This is a genomic window from Vibrio sp. 10N.222.55.B11 (assembly GCF_041473705.1).
GTDB lineage: Bacteria > Pseudomonadota > Gammaproteobacteria > Enterobacterales > Vibrionaceae > Vibrio > Vibrio crassostreae_C.
The window spans coordinates 86,855-108,523 of record NZ_JBFRST010000037.1 but is presented as its reverse complement, the minus strand read 5'-3'; the positions used below and the strand labels follow the sequence as shown (position 1 = coordinate 108,523).

Genomic DNA, 21,669 nt, shown 5'->3' with positions numbered 1-21,669 from the left:
CTATTCAGTCGGTCAAATCGAAAATATGACCGACTTATGTTCTAACAGGATTATTGATGAAAAAAGTATTCGCACTTTTATTTATGAGCTTCTCAGTGTTTGCTTCTCCGAAAGAAGAGTTGAGTAGCCGCTTGGCATTAAACGCAGGCTTCAGCGCTGACTTTAAACAAGTCGTGACCAGCCCTGATGGTGATGTTGTTATGGAAGGTGAGGGCACGGTAGAGATTGCACGCCCAAGCCTGTTCCGCTGGGAGACCACGTTCCCTGATGAAAACTTGTTGGTATCTGATGGCCAAAGCTTGTGGTACTACAGCCCGTTCATTGAGCAAGTGAGCATTTATTGGCAAGAGCAAGCGACATCACAGACACCTTTTGTCCTGCTTACACGTAACCAAGAAAGTGATTGGGATAACTATAATGTGGCGCAAACGGGTAACCAATTCACGCTAACGCCAACTGCTGTCGATTCTAATCAGGGCGACTTCCAGATTAATATCACCGAAAAGGGCATTGTTCAGGGCTTTAATGTGATTGAACAAGACGGTCAAAAAGGTGAGTTTACCTTTAGCAATGTTGATTTGGGTAAACCTGCAGCAGACCGCTTTACTTTTGTGGCACCGGAAGGTGTCGAGGTCGACGACCAAAGAAACTGATCTAAACAAGCAGATCGTTTGGTAGTACGTCGATAGGCATTAATGCCATCAACGAATCAAGAGATTGCAATTGAGTAATTACAGCTTAGATTTTGCGGGGGACGAAGATTTTCGTCCCCTTGCTGCTCGTATGAGACCGGAAACTGTCGAACAGTACATCGGTCAGCAGCATATATTAGGCCCAGGTAAACCACTTCGCAGAGCGTTGGAAGCGGGCCATATCCACTCGATGATTTTGTGGGGGCCTCCGGGCACCGGTAAAACGACGTTAGCCGAAGTTGCAGCAAACTATGCGAATGCTGAAGTGGAACGCGTATCGGCGGTAACCTCGGGCGTAAAAGACATTCGTATTGCAATTGAAAAAGCGCGCGAGAACAAGCAAGCAGGGCGCAGAACCATCCTGTTTGTGGACGAAGTCCATCGCTTTAACAAAAGTCAGCAAGATGCTTTTCTGCCTCATATCGAAGATGGCACCGTGACCTTTATTGGTGCGACGACAGAAAACCCATCTTTTGAACTGAACAACGCTTTGTTGTCACGTGCGCGTGTCTACAAACTGACGTCCCTGAACACAGATGATATTTCTCTTGTCATTCGCCAAGCGATTGAAGATAAGCAACGTGGGTTAGGTGATGTGCCTGTTGATTTTGCTGATAATGTTTTAGATCGCCTTGCAGAACTGGTTAACGGCGACGCGCGTATGTCGCTTAACTACCTTGAACTGCTGTATGACATGGCAGAAGACAACGATAAAGGCGAGAAAGCGATAACCTTGCAGTTGTTGGCTGAAGTGGCTGGTGAGAAAGTCGCTCGTTTCGATAACAAGGGTGATATTTGGTACGACCTAATCTCCGCGGTTCATAAGTCAATTCGTGGCTCAAACCCTGATGCGGCCTTGTACTGGTCAGCACGAATGATTGCTGCGGGTTGTGATCCTTTGTATATCGTTAGACGCTTGCTGGCGATTGCTTCTGAAGATATCGGTAACGCTGATCCTCGCGCCATGCAGGTAGCGATGTCGGCTTGGGATTGCTTCACGCGCATTGGCCCTGCTGAAGGGGAGCGTGCGATTGCGCAGGCGGTTGTTTATCTCGCATGTGCACCAAAGAGTAACGCCGTTTACACCGCGTGGAAGCAAGCGTTAACAGATGCTCACAATCTTCCTGAATATGAAGTGCCGCATCATTTGCGAAATGCACCGACAACTTTGATGAAGGACATGGGCTACGGGCAAGAATACCGTTATGCTCATGACGAACCAGGAGCCTACGCCGCTGGTGAAAAGTATCTGCCTCCTGAAATGGGAGAGAAGCAATACTATTTCCCAACAAAACGAGGCTTAGAGACCAAAATTGGCGAGAAGCTAGATTATCTGGCGGATTTGGACGCAAAAAGCCCACAAAAACGCTATGAAAAGTAGTCTTTTTTGGATATCGTTACCTAGTCATAAAATTTCAATTAAATCGTTATAAATTGGTCGAAATAGCACCAATTTTAGGGGTTTAGCAGTGATTCAGTAGCAAACTACTGAATATTCAAATAACTAAAGCATAGGATTAGCAATGCTGGATTCTAAATTACTTCGAGCTGAGCTGGATGAAACAGCGGCAAAATTAGCACGTCGAGGCTTCACCCTTGATGTAGAGACAATTCGTGAACTTGAAGAAAAACGTAAGTCCCTTCAGATGAAAACTGAAGAGCTACAAGCGTTACGCAACTCTCGATCGAAGTCCATTGGTCAAGCGAAAGCAAAAGGCGACCATGAAGAAGCTGAGCGTATCCTTGCAGAAGTAGGCAACTTAGGCGCAGAACTAGACCAAGCTAAAGTAGCATTGGCTGATCTTCAATCTGAGCTAGAAACGATCACAATGTCTATTCCTAACCTACCTGATGCAGAAGTGCCAGATGGTAAAGATGAAGACGATAACGTAGAAGTTTCTCGTTGGGGTCAACCTAAGACTTACGACTTTGAAGTGAAAGATCACGTCGATCTTGGCGAAATGTCTGGCGGTCTTGATTTTGCTAGCGCAGTTAAAATCTCGGGTTCTCGTTTCATCGTGATGAAAGGCAAATTTGCACGTCTACACCGTGCTATTGCTCAGTTCATGCTGGACCTTCACACTGATGAGCACGGCTACACAGAAATGTACGTACCGTATCTAGTGAACCACGATAGCCTTTACGGTACTGGTCAACTTCCTAAGTTCGGCGAAGACTTGTTCCACACAAGCCCGCTAACTGAGCAAGTAAGTGACGTACCTCTTAAGACTCTATCGCTTATCCCTACTGCGGAAGTACCGGTAACGAACATGGTTCGTGACACGATCACTGATGAAGCTGAACTGCCACTTAAGATGACAGCTCACACCCCGTGTTTCCGTTCTGAAGCGGGTTCTTACGGTCGTGACACTCGTGGTCTTATCCGTATGCACCAATTCGACAAAGTTGAATTAGTACAAATCACTAAGCCAGAAGACTCAATGGCAGCGCTTGAAGAGCTAACTGGCCACGCTGAGAAAGTACTTCAACTTCTAGAGCTTCCTTACCGTAAAGTGATTCTATGTACAGGTGACATGGGCTTCGGTTCTGCGAAAACTTACGACTTAGAAGTATGGGTTCCAGCACAAGAGACTTACCGTGAGATTTCTTCTTGTTCAAACATGTGGGATTTCCAAGCGCGTCGTATGCAAGCTCGTTTCCGTCGTAAAGGCGAGAAAAAACCTGAACTTGTACACACACTAAACGGTTCTGGCCTTGCTGTTGGTCGTACTATGGTTGCTATCCTTGAGAACAACCAAGAAGCAGATGGCCGTATTGCTATCCCAGAAGTACTTCAACCATACATGGGCGGCGTAACGCACATCGGTTAATTAGATTGATTAAGCATTAGGTTACTTATAAAACCCAGCCAACAGGCTGGGTTTTTTATTGCCTATAGAATAGTGCAGTGGCGAGAAATAAATAATTTTTGTTACCTATGTGTAATAGTGTTTTATTGATTTTGATAATTATTACAATCCTTAAATGTGGCTATAATATGCTCTTACCGCGGTAGGTATAGATTTTCTCGTTCAAATACTGAGGAGGGCTTATGGCCGTAGGATGGGCAGGTGACGATAGTGTCAGCCAGCAAATACAAAATACCATTGATGATGAGATCTCTCGTGTAAGAGGAAACCTTCGAGGTGGTGAGGGTTTGCGTTATTGTGATGAGTGTGGTGATGAGATTCCGGAACAAAGACGACGCGCGATCAAAGGCGTTCGTTTGTGTATAGAATGTCAGTCAATATTTGAGCATGACGCACATCGACATTCATTGTTTAACCGTCGAGCAAGTAAAGATAGCCAATTACGTTAAACTGACGGTTACCTTCAAGCAGTTAAGGCCTTACTTTTATGTAAGGCCTTTTAGTTTAATTAAATGATTTATTAATGAAGATATATAGAAATAATCGTCGCTCTTGTTTAGAGCAATAAACGCCTTATTTAAAGCAATGAGTATTTTGTAATGCAGTGTCGATAGCAGCGACCAATTGCTCAATATGTTGTGGTTTGATAATAAACGGAGGCATCATATAAATTAGCTTACCAAACGGACGGATCCAAACGCCTTGCTCTACAAAGTGAGCTTGAATGGCTTCCATATCGACGGGTGTGTGAGTTTCAACGACGCCAATAGCGCCTAACCAACGCACGTCTTTAACCAGTTCATGTTCTCGCAACGGTGGTAACAACTCAGAAAAGAGCTGTTCAATCTGTTGAGTCTGATTTTTCCAATGGCCTTGCTCGATGATGGATAAACTTGCCGCACCGACTGCGCAAGCCAATGGGTTGCCCATAAAGGTTGGCCCGTGCATAAAGCAGCCCGCTTCACCGCCACATACCGTGTCAGCAACTTCCTTACTCGCAAGCGTCGCTGACAATGTCATATAGCCACCAGTTAAAGCTTTGCCTACGCATAATATGTCCGGTTGAACATCGGCATGCTCACAAGCGAACAGTTCCCCTGTGCGGCCAAATCCGGTCGCAATCTCATCCAAGATCAGCAATACGTTGAATTCACCACACAGCAAGCGAACTTGTTTTAGGAACTCAGGGTGGTAGATGCGCATGCCGCCAGCCCCTTGAACGATAGGCTCTAAGATCACCGCTGCGACTTTTTGATGGTGTGCTGCCAGCTTTTCTCGAAAACTATCGATGTCACTTGAGTTCCACTCATCCCAAAAGCCTGTTTTTGGCGAATCAGCGAAAATATGTTCCGGCAAAAAGCCTTTGTAGAGGCTGTGCATCGAATTATCAGGGTCGGTCACTGACATCGCCGCAAAGGTATCACCGTGGTAGCCATCTCTTAGTGTGAGGAACTTTGAACGAGGTTGTCCTTTAGCGTGCCAATATTGCAATGCCATCTTGAGGCTAACCTCTACGGCAACTGAACCTGAATCGGCCAAGAATACATGCTCAAGATTACTTGGCGCGAGATTCAAAAGCTTCTTACATAGATCGATAGCGGGCTGGTGGGTGATGCCACCAAACATAACGTGTGAAACCTTATCGATTTGACTATGAGCTGCAGCGTTTAGCTCTGGATGATTGTAGCCGTGGATGGTTGACCACCAAGATGACATACCATCAATAATTCGTTTTCCGCCTTCTAATTCTAGGTAAACACCGTCTGCGTTGGTGACTGGGTAGCAGGTCAGAGGTGTTAACGTTGATGTGTAGGGATGCCAGATATGCTGGCGATCAAAGGCGAGATCCATAGTAACTTCCATTCTTGGTGCGGTTAAAAAATAACCAGATGTAAACTTTTGATATTATCAATGTGTTGACAGTCTAAAGCTTGTCGGTAGACTAGCCAAGCATAAATGCAATCTCTATTGATAGAGATGAAACATCAAATAATAAAAAAGGATCGACACGTGGAAGTTCGTCATGACTGGACAGTTGCTGAGGTAACAGCACTGCTTGAAAAACCGTTTATGGATTTAATGTTTGAAGCTCAAGTGGTTCATAGACAGTACCAAGAGCACAACCACGTGCAGGTGAGTACGCTTCTATCGATTAAGACTGGTGCTTGTCCTGAAGACTGTAAGTATTGTCCTCAAAGTGCTCACTACCGAACGGATGTCGACAAAGAACGCCTAATGGAAGTAGAGCGTGTTTTGGATGCGGCGCAAAAAGCCAAGAACGCGGGCTCGACTCGTTTCTGTATGGGCGCGGCGTGGAAAAACCCGAAAGAACGCGATATGCCTCACTTGACTGATATGATCAAAGGTGTGAAAGGTATGGGTCTAGAAACCTGTATGACACTAGGCATGTTAACCCCTGATCAAGCTGGCGAGTTAGCGGATGCAGGCTTGGATTACTACAACCATAACCTTGATACGTCTCCCGAGTTTTACGGCAGCATCATCACCACTCGTACTTACCAAGATCGTTTAGATACGCTATCTCACGTACGTGATGCCGGTATGAAGATCTGTTCTGGTGGCATTATTGGTATGGGCGAAAGTACCAATGACCGTGCAGGCCTGCTGGTAGAGCTAGCGAACCTTCCGGTACACCCTGAGAGTGTGCCAATCAACATGCTCGTGAAAGTGAAAGGCACACCGATGGAAAACGTCGATGATGTTGAATCTTTTGACTTCATTAAGTTGATTGCGATTGCTCGTATCATGATGCCAATGTCAGCGGTTCGTCTATCTGCAGGTCGCGAGAATATGAATGAACAGATGCAGGCGATGTGCTTCATGGCTGGCGCGAACTCTATCTTCTACGGTTGTAAGCTACTGACTACGCCAAACCCAGATGAAGACACGGACATGCAGCTGTTTAAGAAGTTAGGCATCAACAGCCAACAAGTGGCTCAGAAGCCTGATGAAATTCAAGAAAACGAACTGTTAGATCAAGTAGTGGAGCGCGTTGCTGCTCGTCCAACGAAAGATGACATGTTCTACGATGCCACTGTTTAAATCCCGTATCAAAGATGCCCTTGTTCAACGCCGTGAGCAGGGGCTAACTCGTCAACTTAAAGTGCTTGAAAACAGTAATGGTCCTTTGCTTAATTGCGAAGGTTCTCGCTTTATTAATTTTTCGAGTAATGATTACCTAGGCTTGGCGAACGACCCTGAATTGGTAGAGGCGTGGCAAGCGGGGCTTTCCCTTTATGGTGCTGGCAGTGCGGCATCGCCATTGGTCACGGGTTTTAGTCCTGCTCATAGAAATTTAGAAGCTCAGCTGTGTGAATGGTTGGGCTTTGAACGTGCGATTCTCTTTAGTTCTGGTTTCAGTGCGAACCAAGCCTTGTTGTTTTCTCTGCTCGAAAAAGACGACTCTCTGCTGCAAGACAAGCTTAATCACGCCTCTTTGATGGAAGCGGGGATGCTTTCTCATGCAACCATGAAACGCTTTAAACACAACGACACGCAGCATCTAGAGTCTCTATTAAGCCGATCTCTACAATCCTTGGTCGTCACTGAGGGCGTATTCAGCATGGACGGCGATCAAGCGCCTCTCAGCCAGATATCTAACCTGACTCATCAATACGACAGTTGGTTGGCGGTTGATGATGCCCACGGTATCGGCGTATTAGGTGATAAAGGAGCTGGGAGTTGCAGTGCAGCACAAATCTCCCCCGATATTTTGGTGGTGACCTTTGGCAAAGCATTTGGCGTTTCTGGTGCTGCGATTCTTTGTTCGTCAGAAGTGGGTGATTACTTAACTCAGTTTGCTCGTCATCATGTGTACTCGACGGCGATGCCACCTTCACAAGCGGTGGCTTTATCTCATGCCTGTAAGATGACTCAAACTCAAGAGTGGCGCCGAGAAAAGCTGACTGAGTTAGGGTCTCTCTATGCAGAGCAGGTGAGCGGCTTGAAAGGCTTTGTGGATACTCAGACTCCGATTAAGCCATTTGTGATAGGTGAAGCACAAGCGGCATTATCAATAGCTGAAGAGTTAAAGCAAAACCAAGTTTGGGTGACCGCAATAAGGCCGCCAGCCATACCTGCTGGAACTGCTCGATTACGAATCACGTTAACAGCTAACCATAGCCCAAAACAGATTCTCCAGTTAACCAGGTCGTTGCATCAAGCCATTGAACGAAACATCGACTTAAGCACTGAACCGGGTATCCATCCAAGCTTTGAATCAAATAAAGAGGCTCAGTAAATGTCACAAGAAGCAGTAGTGCATAATTACGTTGGCCAAGATAAGAGTGCGATTGCCGAAGCCTTTGGTAAAGCGGCAACAACCTATGACAAACACGCTGAATTTCAACGCGATGTTGGCCACCGATTACTGGATAAATTACCCAGCGATCTGTCAGGCTTTAAGGTGCTGGATCTAGGTTGTGGTACTGGCTATTTCTCCGAGCAACTTGTAAAACGAGGCGCCGAAGTGGTTTGCGCTGATCTTTCTGTTGGAATGCTAGCAACAGCAGAGAAGCGGTGTGGTGCATCTGTATCTTTATATCAACAAGCCGATGCCGAACAATTGCCGTTTGAAGATGGGTGCTTTGACATCGTTTTCTCTAGCCTTGCGTTGCAATGGTGTGACGATTTGTCGTCGCCTTTGAGAGAGATGAAGCGTGTTACAGCGGCTGGTGGGCGTGTTATTTTCTCAACTTTGCTTGATGGGTCGCTGTTTGAACTGAAAAAGTCGTGGTCCAAAATTGACGCACATCAACACGTTAACCATTTTATTACAATCAATAAGGTAAAAATTGCGTTAGCGCAATCTAGCTGTACCGTTCATCAACTAGACTTGCCCACCATCACCGTTTGGTACGACACTGCGTTTGAACTGATGCGCGACCTTAAAGGTATCGGCGCTAATCACGTAAGTGGTCGCTCACAAGGTTTAACAAGTCGTCGCATGTTGCAGCTTGTTGATCGGGAATATCGAGAGTTTAAGAACCATCAAGGTTTCTTACCAGCAACATATCAAGTTTGTTTAGGGGTTATTCAATTATGATTGATGCATTATTCATTGCAGGTACGGATACCGAAGTGGGAAAAACTGTGGTTTCAAAAGCGATTCTTCAAGCTTTGGCCGCACAAGATTTATCAACAATTGGTTACAAGCCAGTTGCTGCAGGGAGTGAAAAATCCCCTGAAGGACTACGTAATAGTGATGCACTGCATCTTCAAGAAGCGGCGACGCAAGATATTGCTTACGAAGACGTCAATCCATACGCGTTGTTGCTACCATCATCGCCTCACATCGCTGCTAAGCATGATGGTGTTGTAATTGATGAGGCGGTATTATCAGCGAAGCTAGAAGAGCATAAGAAAAACTCTGACATCGTGTTAGTTGAAGGTGCTGGTGGTTGGCGAGTCCCGGTTTCAGACGATGAATATCTTTCTAGCTGGGTTAAAAAAGAGCAACTGCCAGTAGTACTGACTGTGGGTATTAAACTTGGTTGTTTGAGCCACGCTCTATTAACGGCAGAAGCGATTCGTGCTGATGGCCTAAACCTAGTAGGTTGGGTCGCAAACCGTATCAATCCAGGTACTGAGCACTACGCAGATATTATTGCGATGCTTGAAGATAAGTTAGGTGCACCTAAGTTAGGCGAAATCCCTTACGTCCCAAAAGCGAAGTCTAAAAACATTGGTAAGTACATTGATGTGCAGCCTTTGCTTGCGCTTTAATTACCACGTTATGTACTAAATAAGAAAAGGGCTGCGATTGCAGCCCTTTTGCTATTTTAAGCCTTTAGACCTTGAGTTGATAAACAACCGGTCTTTTAATAAACAAGCTTAGAACTAATGTTCTTTAGTCAGTCCCATTAAAGCTTGCTGAGTTTCTGTGATTTTTGTCTGTGCCGTTTGCGGTGTTAGGATTCCAACCTGCTTTCTCGCTTCTTCTTCAGTAATCCCTAGGTGACAGCACAGTAAATCGATAGCCATTTGAGTGTTAGTACCTTCAACCATGATCCTTTCCTTTTTGTACATGGACTAGCCAATAAATCATCTAAAGTCACTGTAAACGGATTGTTATATCGACACCATACGACTTAGGTCTAATAGAGTGGATTTAATTCGGATACGGTCTCGTAATCAAATGTTGCAATTTAATGCTTAACCTTGTTTTCTTAATCTAAGACTATATGTATAAGTAAGTATAAGTCTTCAAGGTTGGAATCTATTGCTGTCTGCCTTGTCTATAACAATAAGTTTTATAAAAACAGCTTTCATGCGGAGATAAGTAATGAAGCGAGTAATGTTGTTCCTTGCAACTAACCTAGCGGTTGTATTGGTACTAAGTGTTGTTCTTAATGTTGTATACGCAGTTACAGGTATGCAACCCGGTAGCCTCTCAGGTTTATTGGTGATGGCTGCGGTATTTGGTTTTGGCGGCTCATTCATTTCATTAATGATGTCGAAGAAAATGGCGCTACGCTCGGTAGGCGGCATGGTCATTGAAAGCCCACGTAACGAAACAGAACATTGGTTGATGGAGACGGTAAGCCGTCAATCTCAACAAGTTGGTATTGGTATGCCAACAGTGGCGATCTACGACTCGCCAGACATCAACGCATTCGCGACAGGTGCTAAGCGTGACGATTCATTGGTAGCGGTATCAACAGGCCTTCTGCACAACATGACACGTGACGAAGCTGAAGCGGTATTAGCGCATGAAGTTAGCCACATCGCAAACGGCGACATGGTGACGATGACCCTAATGCAAGGTGTTGTGAACACGTTCGTTATCTTCCTATCTCGTTTCATCGCCAACATTGTTGCGTCGAATGACAACGAAGAAGAGGGTGGCAGCAACATGATGGTGTACTTCGGTGTGTCTATGGTGCTGGAACTGGTATTTGGTTTCCTAGCGAGCTTCATTACCATGTGGTACAGCCGTCACCGTGAGTTCCATGCTGATGCAGGTGCTGCGCACTTGGTTGGTAAAGAGAAGATGATTGCAGCGCTAGAGCGCCTAAAGGTGAGCCATGAGCCACAACTAGAAGGTTCTATGATGGCATTTGGTATCAACGGTAAGAAGTCTCTAACAGAGCTTCTAATGAGCCACCCGCCGCTAGACAAGCGTATTGCTTCTCTACGTAACATGTAATCGCTACGTATTCTTCAGTCGCTAATCGACAAGATACATTTGAAAGGCTTCCTTCGGGAGGTCTTTTTTGATCTTGGCATCTAAGACAGTAAGTATTCGAGGAATAGGTGTCTGGCGATAGAGGGTTACTGGTGATGAAGCATTACGATATTGATTGGTTGATATCGCACGGATTGAGATGAGTAGGGTAATGATACTGGGTTGCTTTGTATTATTTTGCTGACGTCTCTTGTGCTCAATACACTTTGTTCCGCTCAACAAAAAGGCTTCCACATGGGAAGCCTTAGTCTATTCTGTGATTCGAAATTCGAACCTTACAGTTTGTCAGTTAGCTCGATTGCTTGGCCGATGTAGTTCGCTGGAGTCATCTCTTTCAGGCGAACTTTCTCGTCTTCAGGGATCTCAAGACCATCGATGAATGCACGCATGCCTTCGCCATCTACACGTTTACCACGAGTTAGCTCTTTTAGCTTCTCGTATGGTTTTTCGATGCCGTAACGACGCATTACTGTTTGTACTGGTTCAGCCAATACTTCCCAGTTCTTGTCTAGTTCAGCAAGTAGCGCAGCGCGGTTAACTTCAAGCTTGCTAATACCTTTCAGAGTCGAAGTGTATGCAATGATTGCGTAGCCAACACCCACACCTAGGTTACGAAGAACCGTAGAGTCAGTAAGGTCACGCTGCCAGCGAGAAACTGGAAGTTTTTGTGCAAGGTGGCTGAATACTGCGTTCGCTAGACCAAGGTTGCCTTCAGAGTTTTCGAAGTCAATTGGGTTAACTTTATGCGGCATTGTCGAAGAACCGATTTCGCCAGCAATAGTCTTCTGCTTGAAGTGACCAAGAGCGATGTAGCCCCAAACGTCACGGTCGAAGTCTAGAAGGATAGTGTTGAAACGAGCAATTGCATCGAATAGCTCAGCGATGTAATCGTGAGGTTCGATTTGAGTTGTGTACGGGTTCCAAGTTACGCCAAGAGATTCAGTGATGAACTCTTCGCTAAACTGGTGCCATTCAACTTCTGGGTATGCAGAAAGGTGTGCGTTGTAGTTACCTACAGCACCGTTGATTTTCGCTAGGATCTCAACGTTTTCGATTTGCTTGTATTGACGTTCCATACGGTACGCAACGTTAGCCATCTCTTTACCCATAGTAGAAGGAGAAGCTGGCTGACCGTGTGTACGAGACAGTAATGGAATATCACGGTACTCGTTCGCAAGTGCTTTGATAGCATCAATTACGTTACGGATTTCTGGAAGAATCACTGTGTCACGAGCTTCTTTAAGCATAAGCGCGTGAGAGGTGTTGTTGATGTCTTCAGAAGTACATGCAAAGTGAATAAATTCGTTTACAGCGTGAAGTTCAGGAACGCCAGCAACTTTCTCTTTCAAGAAGTACTCAACCGCTTTAACGTCGTGGTTAGTCGTGCGCTCGATCTCTTTGATACGTAGAGCATCTTCTTCGCTGAAGTTAGCGGCTAGTTCATCAAGAAACTGGTTAGCTTCTGCACTGAACGCTGGTACTTCTTTGATTGCATCAGTTGCTGCAAGCTTTTGTAACCAACGAATTTCAACGATAGAGCGGTACTTTAGTAGTCCAAACTCACTAAAGATGCTGCGTAATGCAATAGTCTTACTTCCGTAACGGCCGTCTACTGGTGAAACAGCAGTCAATGCTGACAGTTCCATGGTGTTCTCCTGAATTGAGTTTTCTAAATTTTGAGAGGTTTATACCAGTAACAATCTCAATTGTCACGCACATTGCGCAATCGTTTGCGTGAGAGTTGTGTTGATACAAAAAACAAGCTCGCGACGAGGCGCGAGCTAATAAACTACATTCGAGCTAGTAGGATTTGAGCCTGCTCGATCATCTTCTTACGACCGAAGATAAGGTGGCGACGTTTACCGCCAACTTGACGCCATAACACAGCGCTTCGAATCCCTGATAGAAGCAGTGCGCGAACCTTATGTTGGCTCGATGTCTGCTGAAGTACAGACGGAGTACCAGAAACCTGAATGCGAGGGCCGATAGGGCTGACGACATCAAGGTAGATACTTGCAAGGTTGCTGATCATTTGCTCGTCAAACAGATCAAAGTGTTCAGTTTGGCGCTCTGCAGTTTGAATGCGGTCACCAAGCTGAGACATAGAGTCGTTGCGAGAAGACAGCTTACGCTCAAGCGCCATCAAGCTGATGATGTAACGCGTGATATCGCTACCTGCTGGAGTACTATCGATACCTTTTACTAAGCACTCAAGGCCAAGCTTTAGGTTCGCTTCACGTCCAAATACGCCCACGGTATTCGATGGGTTGGTATTTAAAATGGCACTGAGTGAAGCTTCAAAGGCATCTTTATCACAATGGCCGTCTTTCGCTACTTGTTGAACCAAAGCCACAGCTTGGCAAATTCCGGCGAAAGCAATAGTACGGTCATAAAGTGTATTAGCCACGTAGTAACTCCTAGTTGTCTTCTATCGTTTGTCGTTTGATTGATTAGATGCGCTTTTCGATGATACCACCACCAAGACATACTTCGCCTTGGTAGAACACTGCAGATTGACCTGGGGTCACTGCGATTTGTGGCTCATCAAAAATAACCTTAATGTTCTCATCATCAATTGGAATGATTGTACAAGGAATATCTGTTTGACGGTAACGTGTTTTTACCGTGCATGTCATAACTTCAGTAATTGGTGTGCGATTTACCCAATGAAGTTGAGATGCGATCAAGCCTTCTGATTTCAGAAGAGGGTGGTCTTTACCTTGTACTGCGATAAGTACATTACGCTTAAGGTCTTTTTCACCAACAAACCATGGTTCTTCGTTACCGCCACCACCTTTAGTGCCGCCAATATGAAGGCCTTTACGCTGACCTAGCGTGTGGTACATCAAACCTTGGTGTTGACCAATCACTTGGCCTTCAGGTGTTTCGATGTTACCCGGTTGTGCTGGTAGGTATTTGCCTAGGAACTCAGTGAACTTGCGCTCACCGATAAAGCAGATGCCTGTTGAATCTTTCTTCTTAGCTGTGATCAAGTCTTGCTCTTCAGCAATACGTCGCACTTCTGGCTTCTCTAATTCACCGACAGGGAATAGGCTGCGTGCCACTTGATCTGAGCTTAGCGTGTATAGGAAATAACTTTGGTCTTTGTTGCTGTCTAGACCGCGTAGCATTTCTGGTTTTACGCCAGCATCAAGCTCTTCTTGAGTTGGGAAAGTACGACGAACGTAGTGACCCATCGCAATGTAGTCTGCGTCTAGCACTTCATCCGCAAACTCTAAGAATGCTTTAAATTTGATTTCTTTGTTACAAAGAATATCTGGGTTAGGTGTACGACCTGCCTTGTACTCTTCAAGGAAGTATTCGAATACGTTGTCCCAGTATTCTGCAGCAAAGTTGATAGTGTGAAGGTGGATACCTAGTTTGTCACATACCGCTTGAGCATCAGCAAGATCTTCAGCTGCCGTGCAGTATTCTTCATTATCGTCTTCTTCCCAGTTTTTCATGAAAAGGCCTTCTACCTGATAGCCTTGTTGCTGAAGAAGATACGCCGATACTGACGAATCTACACCGCCGGACATACCGACAATTACTTTCTTTTCGCTGTTTCCAGAGCTGATATCTGACATGTCTAAACACCGTTACTATTACTTGGTCGCAGATTCTAACAGAAAGAGAAACGCCGTGACAGATCCGAGACCGGAATCACAGTTTCATTTGCACAAATAGTGCGCTGACTTTGTTAGAGAATCGCATGAGAGCGAGGTGAGTCGCTAGGATGTCAGAAGTATATGTGGCATAGTCGCTCGAAATCCAAGACCTGAGATAAAAAAATGTCTGAACAAAACGAATTTATGCAAGAAGAAGAGCTGATTGAGATCATCGAGAACCAGCTTGAAGATGGCGAACCAGTGAAAGTGAAAGAGACGTTGATGCGTTTAATGATGACAGGCACTCCACGTGAAGAAGCAATTGCGGCTATGGCATGTGCACTGGCAATTGAAGTATTTGACGTTATGAAAAACGGCGCGGAGTTTAATCAAAAACGTTACGCAGAGCATTTGGGCATGCTGCCTGATTTAAGCTTTATGGAAGGCGAATAAAAAAAACCTTCAGCAAACGTTTGCTATAGTTTGAAAGATTGCCGCGTTAAATATAGCGCGGTAGAATCCGCCACCTATTTCCCCTTGACTTAGACTAGCCCTATGAAATTCCCTGGACAACGTAAATCAAAGCACTACTTTCCGGTTCACGCTCGTGATCCTCTAGTGAGCCAAGCTCAAAGCAGTAAAAGAATGTCACGCACTCATATTATCGGTATTGACCAAACATTGGTGGATATTGAAGCAAAGGTGAGTTCTGAACTTATTGAGAAGTATGGTTTGAGCAAGGGACATTCACTGGTTATTGGCGACGCAGCCGCTGAATCTTTGTATCAAGAATTAAAAGAGCAGTGCCTGATTACCAATGAATACGCTGGTGGCACAATTGGTAACACATTACACAACTATTCAGTGCTAGCGGATGACCGTTCTACACTGTTAGGTGTAATGAGCCAAGATATTAAGATTGGTAGTTACGGTTATCGCTATTTATGTAATACATCAAGCAGAATGGATCTGAACCATTTACAAGGGGTAGATGGCGCAATTGGTCGCTGCTTTGCATTAATTACAGAAGACGGTGAACGTACTTTCGCAATTAGCGAAGGACAAATGAACCAATTAAAACCAGAAAGCATTCCTGAAAAAATCTTCAAAAGTGCTTCTGCTTTAGTTTTAACGGCTTATTTAGTTCGCTGTAAGCCAGGCGACCCGATGCCTGAAGCAACAATGAAAGCGATCGAATACGCGAAGAAATACGATGTGCCAGTCGTTCTTACACTAGGTACTAAGTTCGTTATTCAAGATGATCCAGAATTCTGGAAAGATTTCCTTGAGCAACACGTAACGGTTGTTGCAATGAATGAAGACGAAGCTGAAGCGTTAACGGGTGAAAGCGATCCACTGGCTGCATCAGATAAAGCGCTAGACTGGGTAGACCTTGTTCTATGTACTGCGGGACCTGTTGGCCTATTTATGGCTGGTTATACAGAAGATGCAGCTAAGCGTGAAACGTCACTGCCTTTACTTCCAGGTTCAATTGCGGAATTCAACCGTTTTGAATTTAGCCGTCCTGCGCATAAAGATTTATGTGAAAACCCAACTAAAGTGTATTCGCACATTGCGCCATACATGGGTGGACCAGAAAAGATCAAAAATACCAATGGTGCAGGTGATGCTGCGTTATCAGCTTTATTACATGATATGGCTGCTAATAAGTACCACAAAGAAAACGTGCCAAACTCAAGTAAACACCAACATTCATTCTTGACGTACTCTTCGTTCTCACAAGTTTGTAAATATTCTAACCGTGCTAGCTATGAAGTGTTGGTTCAACACTCTCCACGTTTATCTCGTGGCCTTCCTGAAAGAGAAGATAGCCTAGAAGAAGCGTACTGGGAAAGATAAGTTACTTTCTTTAATCAGTAGTACTATCAGTATCAGTTGGTTTCTAATACTGATAGTACAAATATAAAAAAGGCTCCGAAAGGAGCCTTTTTTGTTTCTGAATATATTGAAGTCGTAAATAATACTTTGGTCGACTTAAATATTAATTCTATCGCTTAGCGTGTAATTGATTACTCACTAAGTAAACTAAATGTTTAGATAGCAAACTCTTCTAGAGATTTACCAGCATCTAGCTGTTCTTGGATAGCTGAAGGCGTACGGCCTTGACCTGTCCAAGTCTTCTCGTCGCCGTTTGCGTCTACGTATTTGTATTTCGCTGGGCGAGGAGCGCGTTTAGCTTTTGTTGTTTTAGATTTTGCTTCACCAGAAAGTGCAGCAATAAGATCGGCAACATCAATTCCGTCTTTTGCAATTTGTTCAGCAATAGCAGAAAGCTTAGCTTCTTGCTCTGCTTTAGCAGCACGCTCTTCAGCTTCAGACTCTTGACGCTCTTGTACAACAATAGTCAGCTTGTCTAGCGCTTCTTCAAGTTGCTCAAGAGTTAATTCACGTGAGAAGGCACGAAGGCTGCGGATATTTAATAGAGTTTTTGTTAATTCAGACATGATATTTTCCATCAAGGTAAACTAAATAATCTTCCTAATAATAAACAGAGCCTAGGAATAAAACAAATAGTATTTCTTCTATTACATATTTAAATATAAAAGTGAGATGAATAGTTGAAAATTCAGAGCAGTATTTCTATTGAATTTATAATAATTATTAAGAATATCTTAAAAAATGATATGTGACAGGTGGAGTAGTCAACTTATGTAGACTATTCTTCTATTGATTAGTTCATTAACAAAAAGCTATTTTTCTCGGAATGATATGTTGCATTGTTGCTCTTGATGAGTACAATTGCGGCTACCTGATGCGAGGTGTTGGTTAATTTGTTGTTAAACTCTGGTTTACACGGTTAATAATGTTATCGCACGTAGAGGTGCAATTATAAAAAGTAACTTCCGTTGGGGTGATGCCAATGAACGGGAATGAAAGGTGTAATTGCCGAAGTAAATTGTATATCTAAGCAATTTGCTGGGGTTGTGCTCAATAGGTACAACACTGCCATAGTCTTAATTTTAAACTATGGAGCGCTACTGTAGGGTTGGGTGAAGTGTTCACTTCCCTTTCGCTTAGTTCAACATGAGCTTGGTCAGCCGTATCAAGTTTGTCTGCAGTAGATCTCTAGCCAAATAAAAAACTGGTTTTTGAAGATCATGAATTTAATAGATTTTGCAACATCACCTTTATCTTTGCTTCCGCCCCTTGTGGCTTTGAGCCTTGCTATTGTTACCCGCCGTGTATTGGTTTCTTTGGGTGTCGGTATCATCATGGGTGCGATTCTACTTGCTGATTACTCAGTAGGTAACGCAGCTAGCTACGTGTTTACTAAAGCATCTGGTGTTTTCATCGAAGATGGTGGCATCAACACTTGGAACATGAGCATCATTGCATTCCTAATTATTCTTGGAATGACAACGGCATTATTAACACTGTCTGGCGGTACTCGCGCATTCGCGGAGTGGGCACAGTCTCGCGTTAAGAGTAAACGTGGTTCAAAACTACTTGCGGCTTTCTTAGGTGTATTCATCTTTGTTGATGACTACTTTAACAGCCTAGCGGTTGGTGCTATCTCTCGTCCTGTAACAGACCGCTTCTATGTATCTCGCGCTAAGCTTGCTTATATCCTAGATTCAACTGCTGCTCCTATGTGTGTGATCATGCCTGCTTCTAGCTGGGGTGCTTACATCATCACGATCATTGGTGGCATCTTAGTGACACACGGTGTGACAGAGTATTCTGCACTGGGTGCTTACGTTCGTCTTATTCCAATGAACTTCTACGCTGTATTCGCACTACTAATGGTGTTCGCAGTAGCATGGTTCGGTCTAGACGTTGGTAAGATGCGTGAGCATGAGATCGAAGCATCTCAAGGCCGTGGCTTTGAAGGTGACAACGATCAAAAGCAAGCTCACGATCTAAACGAAGAGTTAGATATCGAAGAGAGCGAAAACGGTTCAGTTTCTGATCTTGTTATGCCAATCGTATCGCTAATTGTAGCGACAGTGGCTGCAATGCTTTACACAGGCGGCCAAGCGCTGGCTGCTGATGGCCAAGCATTCAACCTTCTAGGCGCATTCGAAAACACGGATGTAGGTAAGTCTCTTGTTTACGGTGGTGTTATTGGCTTACTAGTAGCACTAGCGACAGTATTCAAGCAAAAGCTATCTATGACTGATATCGCAAGAACAATGTGGATCGGTGCTAGCTCTATGTTTGGCGCGATTCTGATTCTTGTGTTTGCATGGACTATCGGTTCTGTTATCGGCGACATGAAAACGGGTTCTTACCTATCGTCTCTAGTAACAGGCAGCATTGATTACCACTGGTTACCGGTTATGTTGTTCCTTCTAGCGGGCGTTATGGCGTTCTCTACAGGTACATCTTGGGGTACGTTCGGTATCATGCTACCAATCGCGGGTGATATGGCTGCAGCATCGGATATCGCACTGATTCTTCCAATGCTAAGTGCGGTTCTAGCGGGTGCAGTATTTGGTGACCACTGTTCTCCAATCTCAGATACGACGATTCTGTCTTCTACTGGTGCTCGTTGTAACCACATCGACCACGTCTCGACTCAGCTTCCATACGCGTTGTCTGTAGCGTTCGTATCGTGCATTGGTTTCATCACTCTAGGTATGACATCTTCAATTGGCATCGCATTTGGCGCAGCGTCTCTAACGTTTGTTGCTGTATGTTTTGCATTGGCTTACTTCTCTCGCTGCAAAATGGCGACGTGCAAAAGCTAAAATTGAAAGTTAATCAGTAAACTATCAGGGAGGCGTTTGCCTCCCTTTTTTGTGCCTGTTAATTTAATTTTAAGTTTCGTGAAAAAAGTTCGAATAAATGGTTGAAAAAGGATGTCAGCTTAGTTAGTGTGGAGACAAGACAGCAAACAACCTAAGAGCTGATAAGTATGCGTAAATTAGTAATGAAAATTCATCACCATCATCACCCTATCTAGTCTTTCGGGGAGATTTATGTATACCCGGGAGCAAGATTACTCCCGGAGGTTAAGTCAAAAGAATTTAGATTTAAACCCTCGGGATGACAAAGTCCCCGAGGGTTTTTTAGTTTTAGCGCTTTTAAATAATCAATAAATTCAAATATTTGCACAGGGATACAGCAATGCAGACACAACGCCTAAGAATCGCAATTCAAAAGAAAGGTCGCTTAAGTAAAGAGTGCCAAGACCTACTTAAAAAATGTGGTGTTAAATTTAATATCATGGGTGAGCGCCTAGTGGTTCACTCACTAAATATGCCAATCGACTTGTTACTCGTTCGTGATGACGACATCCCAGGTCTTATCATGGATGGTGTAGTTGACCTTGGTTTCATCGGTGAAAATGAACTAGAAGAAGTTCGTCTAGATCGTGTTGCTCTTAAAGAGCCTTCAGAGTTCCGCACACTACGTCGTTTAGACTTCGGTGGTTGCCGCCTTTCAATCGCTATTAATAAAGACGAAGAATACAACGGCCCACAAGACTTAGCGGGCAAACGTATTGCGACAACCTACCCACAACTACTTAAAGCCTACATGGACGAGCAGGGTGTTGAGTTCAGCACTTGTATGCTAACAGGTTCGGTTGAAGTCGCGCCTCGCGCTGGCCTTGCAGACGCTATCGCTGATTTAGTTTCTACAGGTGCAACGCTTGAAGCGAACGGCCTAAAAGAAGCAGAAGCTATCTTCCAATCGAAAGCAACACTGATTCAACGTGTTGGCGACTTCGACGCAGACAAGACCGCACTGATTGAAAAACTACTGACTCGTATGCAGGGTGTTCAACAAGCGAAAGAGTCGAAGTACATCATGCTTCACGCGCCAACCTCTCAACTAGAGCAAATCAAAGCACTACTGCCTGGTGCTGAAGATCCAACGGTTCTTCCTCTATCTACAGACAAAGACAAAGTTGCCGTGCACCTAGTAAGTACAGAGAACTTGTTCTGGGAAACAATGGAACAGCTGAAAGAGTTGGGTGCAAGCTCGATTCTAGTATTACCAATCGAAAAAATGATGGGGTAGTGACGATGAGAACCGTTGTTTGGCAATCTTTAAGTGAATCACAGCAAGACTCGGTATTAGAGCGTCCAGCTATTACTGAAGGTGCAAACATCACAGCGACTGTTTCTGATGTTATTGCAAAAGTACGAAATGAAGGCGATGCCGCGCTTAAAAAGCTGACTGCAAAGTTTGATGGTGTAACTCCAGAATCTATCCGAGTCAGTTCGGGGGAGATTGAAGAGGCGTGTGCTCGTCTAACACCAGAGATGAAGCAAGCGTTAGAGCAAGCTTATAGCAACATTGCTAAGTTTCACGAAGCTCAAAAGCCGCAGCCAATTAAGGTTGAGACACAGCCTGGTGTTGTGTGTGAGCAAGTGACGCGCGCGATTAATACTGTTGGCCTTTATATTCCCGGTGGCAGTGCGCCACTACCGTCAACGGTTCTTATGTTAGGTGTTCCTGCTCAAATCGCAGGTTGTCGTAAGGTTGTGCTTTGTTCACCTCCGCCAATCGCTGATGAAATCTTGTATGTCGCTAAGCTTTGTAAGATCGACGAAGTTTACAACGTTGGTGGTGGTCAAGCGGTGGCTGCAATGGCTTACGGTACCGAGAGTGTGGCTAAAGTCGATAAGATCTTCGGCCCAGGTAATGCCTACGTTACGGAAGCAAAGCGCCAAGTGAGTAATGACTTCCGCGGAGCAGCTATTGATATGCCAGCTGGCCCATCTGAAGTGTTAGTGATTGCTGATGAAACGGCTGATGCAGACTTCATTGCAGCGGATTTGTTGAGCCAAGCGGAACACGGGCCTGACTCTCAAGTAGTATTGGTAACTCCATCTCCAGTGGTTGCAGACCAAGTAACAGAAGCGGTTCAAAAGCAACTGAAAGAACTGTCTCGTGCGAACATCGCTCAGCAAGCATTGGCTTCAAGCTTAATCATCATTGCTGAATCGATCACTCAAGCGATTGCGATTTCGAATTTCTACGGTCCTGAGCACTTGATCGTTCAAACCAAGAACCCACGTGAATTGCTGCCATTGCTAGATAATGCAGGCTCAATTTTCCTTGGTGACTGGTCTCCAGAATCTGCAGGTGACTACGCATCCGGCACAAACCACGTTCTTCCGACTTACGGTTATACCAAGACGTATTCAAGCCTAGGTTTGGCTGATTTCTCTAAGCGAATGACGGTGCAGGAGCTAACAGCCGATGGGTTGAAAGGCCTAGCGCCAACAGTAGTAACAATGGCGGAAGCCGAAGGTTTGGATGCACACAAACGCGCTGTGACTATCCGAGTTGAAAAGTTAAATAAAGCGAAATAAGGG

Annotated in this window: 20 protein-coding genes, 1 riboswitch and 1 other annotated feature; of the genes, 14 read left to right on the top strand and 6 right to left on the bottom strand. The window is 44.7% G+C overall.

The window, feature by feature from the left end:
- The first annotated feature begins 56 nt into the window (after positions 1–56).
- The 4 genes from lolA to AB4503_RS13225 all read left to right on the top strand — a co-directional run bounded on the left by lolA (position 57) and on the right by AB4503_RS13225 (position 4,011).
- The gene (gene lolA, locus AB4503_RS13240; protein WP_017060248.1) at positions 57–653 is read left to right on the top strand and encodes an outer membrane lipoprotein chaperone LolA; all 597 of its coding nucleotides are present in this window, start codon (positions 57–59) and stop codon (positions 651–653) included.
- Positions 654–717: 64 nt separating this feature from the next.
- Complete coding sequence (locus tag AB4503_RS13235) at positions 718–2,073, top strand: replication-associated recombination protein A (protein ID WP_017060249.1); 1,356 nt, start codon at positions 718–720, stop codon at positions 2,071–2,073.
- A gap of 142 nt (positions 2,074–2,215) precedes the next feature.
- Positions 2,216–3,523, top strand: a complete 1,308-nt coding sequence (gene serS / locus AB4503_RS13230; RefSeq protein ID WP_017060250.1) for a serine--tRNA ligase — start codon at positions 2,216–2,218, stop codon at positions 3,521–3,523.
- 221 nt (positions 3,524–3,744) lie between these two features.
- The gene (locus tag AB4503_RS13225) at positions 3,745–4,011 is read left to right on the top strand and encodes a DksA/TraR family C4-type zinc finger protein (protein ID WP_372115011.1); all 267 of its coding nucleotides are present in this window, start codon (positions 3,745–3,747) and stop codon (positions 4,009–4,011) included.
- 124 nt (positions 4,012–4,135) lie between these two features.
- On the opposite strand, the gene bioA is transcribed toward AB4503_RS13225, so the two are convergent.
- On the bottom strand, positions 4,136–5,413 hold the full coding sequence (bioA, locus tag AB4503_RS13220) for an adenosylmethionine--8-amino-7-oxononanoate transaminase (protein ID WP_372115008.1): 1,278 nt from the start codon (positions 5,411–5,413) through the stop codon (positions 4,136–4,138).
- 159 nt (positions 5,414–5,572) lie between these two features.
- Between bioA and bioB the strand changes: the two genes are divergently transcribed.
- From bioB to bioD, 4 genes are read left to right on the top strand one after another with little or no spacing between them, the layout of a single operon-like run.
- The gene (gene bioB / locus AB4503_RS13215) at positions 5,573–6,625 is read left to right on the top strand and encodes a biotin synthase BioB (protein ID WP_016792500.1); all 1,053 of its coding nucleotides are present in this window, start codon (positions 5,573–5,575) and stop codon (positions 6,623–6,625) included.
- On the top strand, positions 6,612–7,823 hold the full coding sequence (bioF, locus tag AB4503_RS13210) for an 8-amino-7-oxononanoate synthase (protein ID WP_017060253.1): 1,212 nt from the start codon (positions 6,612–6,614) through the stop codon (positions 7,821–7,823). Before bioB ends, bioF begins: the two co-directional genes overlap by 14 nt.
- On the top strand, positions 7,824–8,627 hold the full coding sequence (gene bioC / locus AB4503_RS13205; RefSeq protein ID WP_017060254.1) for a malonyl-ACP O-methyltransferase BioC: 804 nt from the start codon (positions 7,824–7,826) through the stop codon (positions 8,625–8,627).
- Positions 8,624–9,307 carry a dethiobiotin synthase gene (gene bioD, locus AB4503_RS13200; protein ID WP_017060255.1) on the top strand — a complete coding sequence of 228 codons (684 nt, stop codon included), beginning with the start codon at positions 8,624–8,626 and terminating at the stop codon, positions 9,305–9,307. The genes bioC and bioD overlap by 4 nt, the downstream gene beginning before the upstream one ends.
- A 114-nt stretch (positions 9,308–9,421) precedes the next feature.
- Here the strand turns inward: bioD and AB4503_RS13195 are convergent, their stop codons facing one another.
- Positions 9,422–9,589 carry a hypothetical protein gene (locus tag AB4503_RS13195; protein ID WP_372115006.1) on the bottom strand — a complete coding sequence of 56 codons (168 nt, stop codon included), beginning with the start codon at positions 9,587–9,589 and terminating at the stop codon, positions 9,422–9,424.
- A gap of 277 nt (positions 9,590–9,866) precedes the next feature.
- Here AB4503_RS13195 and htpX point away from each other — a divergent pair, with 277 nt between their 5' ends.
- Entirely contained in the window at positions 9,867–10,730 is an 864-nt protein-coding gene (gene htpX / locus AB4503_RS13190) for a protease HtpX (RefSeq protein ID WP_372090168.1), read from the top strand.
- Positions 10,731–11,044: 314 nt separating this feature from the next.
- Here htpX and purB read toward each other — a convergent pair whose 3' ends face one another.
- The 3 genes from purB to mnmA form a co-directional block, all read right to left on the bottom strand.
- On the bottom strand, positions 11,045–12,415 hold the full coding sequence (gene purB / locus AB4503_RS13185; protein WP_017068077.1) for an adenylosuccinate lyase: 1,371 nt from the start codon (positions 12,413–12,415) through the stop codon (positions 11,045–11,047).
- A 143-nt stretch (positions 12,416–12,558) separates the two neighbouring features.
- Positions 12,559–13,176, bottom strand: a complete 618-nt coding sequence (hflD, locus tag AB4503_RS13180) for a high frequency lysogenization protein HflD (RefSeq protein ID WP_017060259.1) — start codon at positions 13,174–13,176, stop codon at positions 12,559–12,561.
- Between the two features lie 43 nt (positions 13,177–13,219).
- Positions 13,220–14,356, bottom strand: coding sequence for a tRNA 2-thiouridine(34) synthase MnmA (mnmA, locus tag AB4503_RS13175; RefSeq protein ID WP_017060260.1), 1,137 nt, complete (start codon positions 14,354–14,356; stop codon positions 13,220–13,222).
- Positions 14,357–14,560: 204 nt separating this feature from the next.
- Between mnmA and AB4503_RS13170 the strand changes: the two genes are divergently transcribed.
- Together AB4503_RS13170 and AB4503_RS13165 are read left to right on the top strand one after the other, a co-directional pair.
- Positions 14,561–14,830 carry a hypothetical protein gene (locus AB4503_RS13170; RefSeq protein ID WP_010439986.1) on the top strand — a complete coding sequence of 90 codons (270 nt, stop codon included), beginning with the start codon at positions 14,561–14,563 and terminating at the stop codon, positions 14,828–14,830.
- A 102-nt stretch (positions 14,831–14,932) separates the two neighbouring features.
- The gene (locus tag AB4503_RS13165; RefSeq protein ID WP_017060261.1) at positions 14,933–16,237 is read left to right on the top strand and encodes an inosine/guanosine kinase; all 1,305 of its coding nucleotides are present in this window, start codon (positions 14,933–14,935) and stop codon (positions 16,235–16,237) included.
- A 194-nt stretch (positions 16,238–16,431) separates the two neighbouring features.
- Here AB4503_RS13165 and AB4503_RS13160 read toward each other — a convergent pair whose 3' ends face one another.
- Entirely contained in the window at positions 16,432–16,842 is a 411-nt protein-coding gene (locus tag AB4503_RS13160; RefSeq protein WP_017060262.1) for an H-NS family nucleoid-associated regulatory protein, read from the bottom strand.
- 364 nt (positions 16,843–17,206) lie between these two features.
- A riboswitch (Lysine riboswitch) is annotated at positions 17,207–17,384 on the top strand.
- A gap of 112 nt (positions 17,385–17,496) precedes the next feature.
- On the opposite strand from AB4503_RS13160, the gene AB4503_RS13155 reads away from it, so the two are divergent.
- From AB4503_RS13155 to hisD, 3 genes are all read left to right on the top strand, one after another.
- The gene (locus AB4503_RS13155; RefSeq protein WP_017060263.1) at positions 17,497–19,089 is read left to right on the top strand and encodes a Na+/H+ antiporter NhaC family protein; all 1,593 of its coding nucleotides are present in this window, start codon (positions 17,497–17,499) and stop codon (positions 19,087–19,089) included.
- Between the two features lie 190 nt (positions 19,090–19,279).
- Positions 19,280–19,415 (top strand) — a sequence feature (His leader region).
- 53 nt (positions 19,416–19,468) lie between these two features.
- Complete coding sequence (hisG, locus tag AB4503_RS13150; RefSeq protein ID WP_017060264.1) at positions 19,469–20,365, top strand: ATP phosphoribosyltransferase; 897 nt, start codon at positions 19,469–19,471, stop codon at positions 20,363–20,365.
- Entirely contained in the window at positions 20,365–21,666 is a 1,302-nt protein-coding gene (hisD, locus tag AB4503_RS13145) for a histidinol dehydrogenase (protein ID WP_017065318.1), read from the top strand. Before hisG ends, hisD begins: the two co-directional genes overlap by 1 nt.
- Positions 21,667–21,669: the final 3 nt, after the last annotated feature.

Excerpts from the sequence above, each read along its gene's own strand:
- serS (WP_017060250.1), top strand. The coding sequence starts at position 2,216 with ATGCTGGATTCTAAATTACTTCGAGCTGAGCTGGATGAAACAGCGGCA.
- bioC (WP_017060254.1), top strand. The coding sequence starts at position 7,824 with ATGTCACAAGAAGCAGTAGTGCATAATTACGTTGGCCAAGATAAGAGT.
- bioA (WP_372115008.1), bottom strand. The coding sequence starts at position 5,413 with ATGGATCTCGCCTTTGATCGCCAGCATATCTGGCATCCCTACACATCA.
- AB4503_RS13195 (WP_372115006.1), bottom strand. The coding sequence starts at position 9,589 with ATGGTTGAAGGTACTAACACTCAAATGGCTATCGATTTACTGTGCTGT.
- hisG (WP_017060264.1), top strand. The coding sequence starts at position 19,469 with ATGCAGACACAACGCCTAAGAATCGCAATTCAAAAGAAAGGTCGCTTA.
- lolA (WP_017060248.1), top strand. The coding sequence starts at position 57 with ATGAAAAAAGTATTCGCACTTTTATTTATGAGCTTCTCAGTGTTTGCT.
- AB4503_RS13165 (WP_017060261.1), top strand. The coding sequence starts at position 14,933 with ATGAAATTCCCTGGACAACGTAAATCAAAGCACTACTTTCCGGTTCAC.
- htpX (WP_372090168.1), top strand. The coding sequence starts at position 9,867 with ATGAAGCGAGTAATGTTGTTCCTTGCAACTAACCTAGCGGTTGTATTG.
- purB (WP_017068077.1), bottom strand. The coding sequence starts at position 12,415 with ATGGAACTGTCAGCATTGACTGCTGTTTCACCAGTAGACGGCCGTTAC.
- AB4503_RS13170 (WP_010439986.1), top strand. The coding sequence starts at position 14,561 with ATGTCTGAACAAAACGAATTTATGCAAGAAGAAGAGCTGATTGAGATC.
- AB4503_RS13225 (WP_372115011.1), top strand. The coding sequence starts at position 3,745 with ATGGCCGTAGGATGGGCAGGTGACGATAGTGTCAGCCAGCAAATACAA.
- bioD (WP_017060255.1), top strand. The coding sequence starts at position 8,624 with ATGATTGATGCATTATTCATTGCAGGTACGGATACCGAAGTGGGAAAA.
- AB4503_RS13155 (WP_017060263.1), top strand. The coding sequence starts at position 17,497 with ATGAATTTAATAGATTTTGCAACATCACCTTTATCTTTGCTTCCGCCC.
- AB4503_RS13160 (WP_017060262.1), bottom strand. The coding sequence starts at position 16,842 with ATGTCTGAATTAACAAAAACTCTATTAAATATCCGCAGCCTTCGTGCC.
- mnmA (WP_017060260.1), bottom strand. The coding sequence starts at position 14,356 with ATGTCAGATATCAGCTCTGGAAACAGCGAAAAGAAAGTAATTGTCGGT.
- bioF (WP_017060253.1), top strand. The coding sequence starts at position 6,612 with ATGCCACTGTTTAAATCCCGTATCAAAGATGCCCTTGTTCAACGCCGT.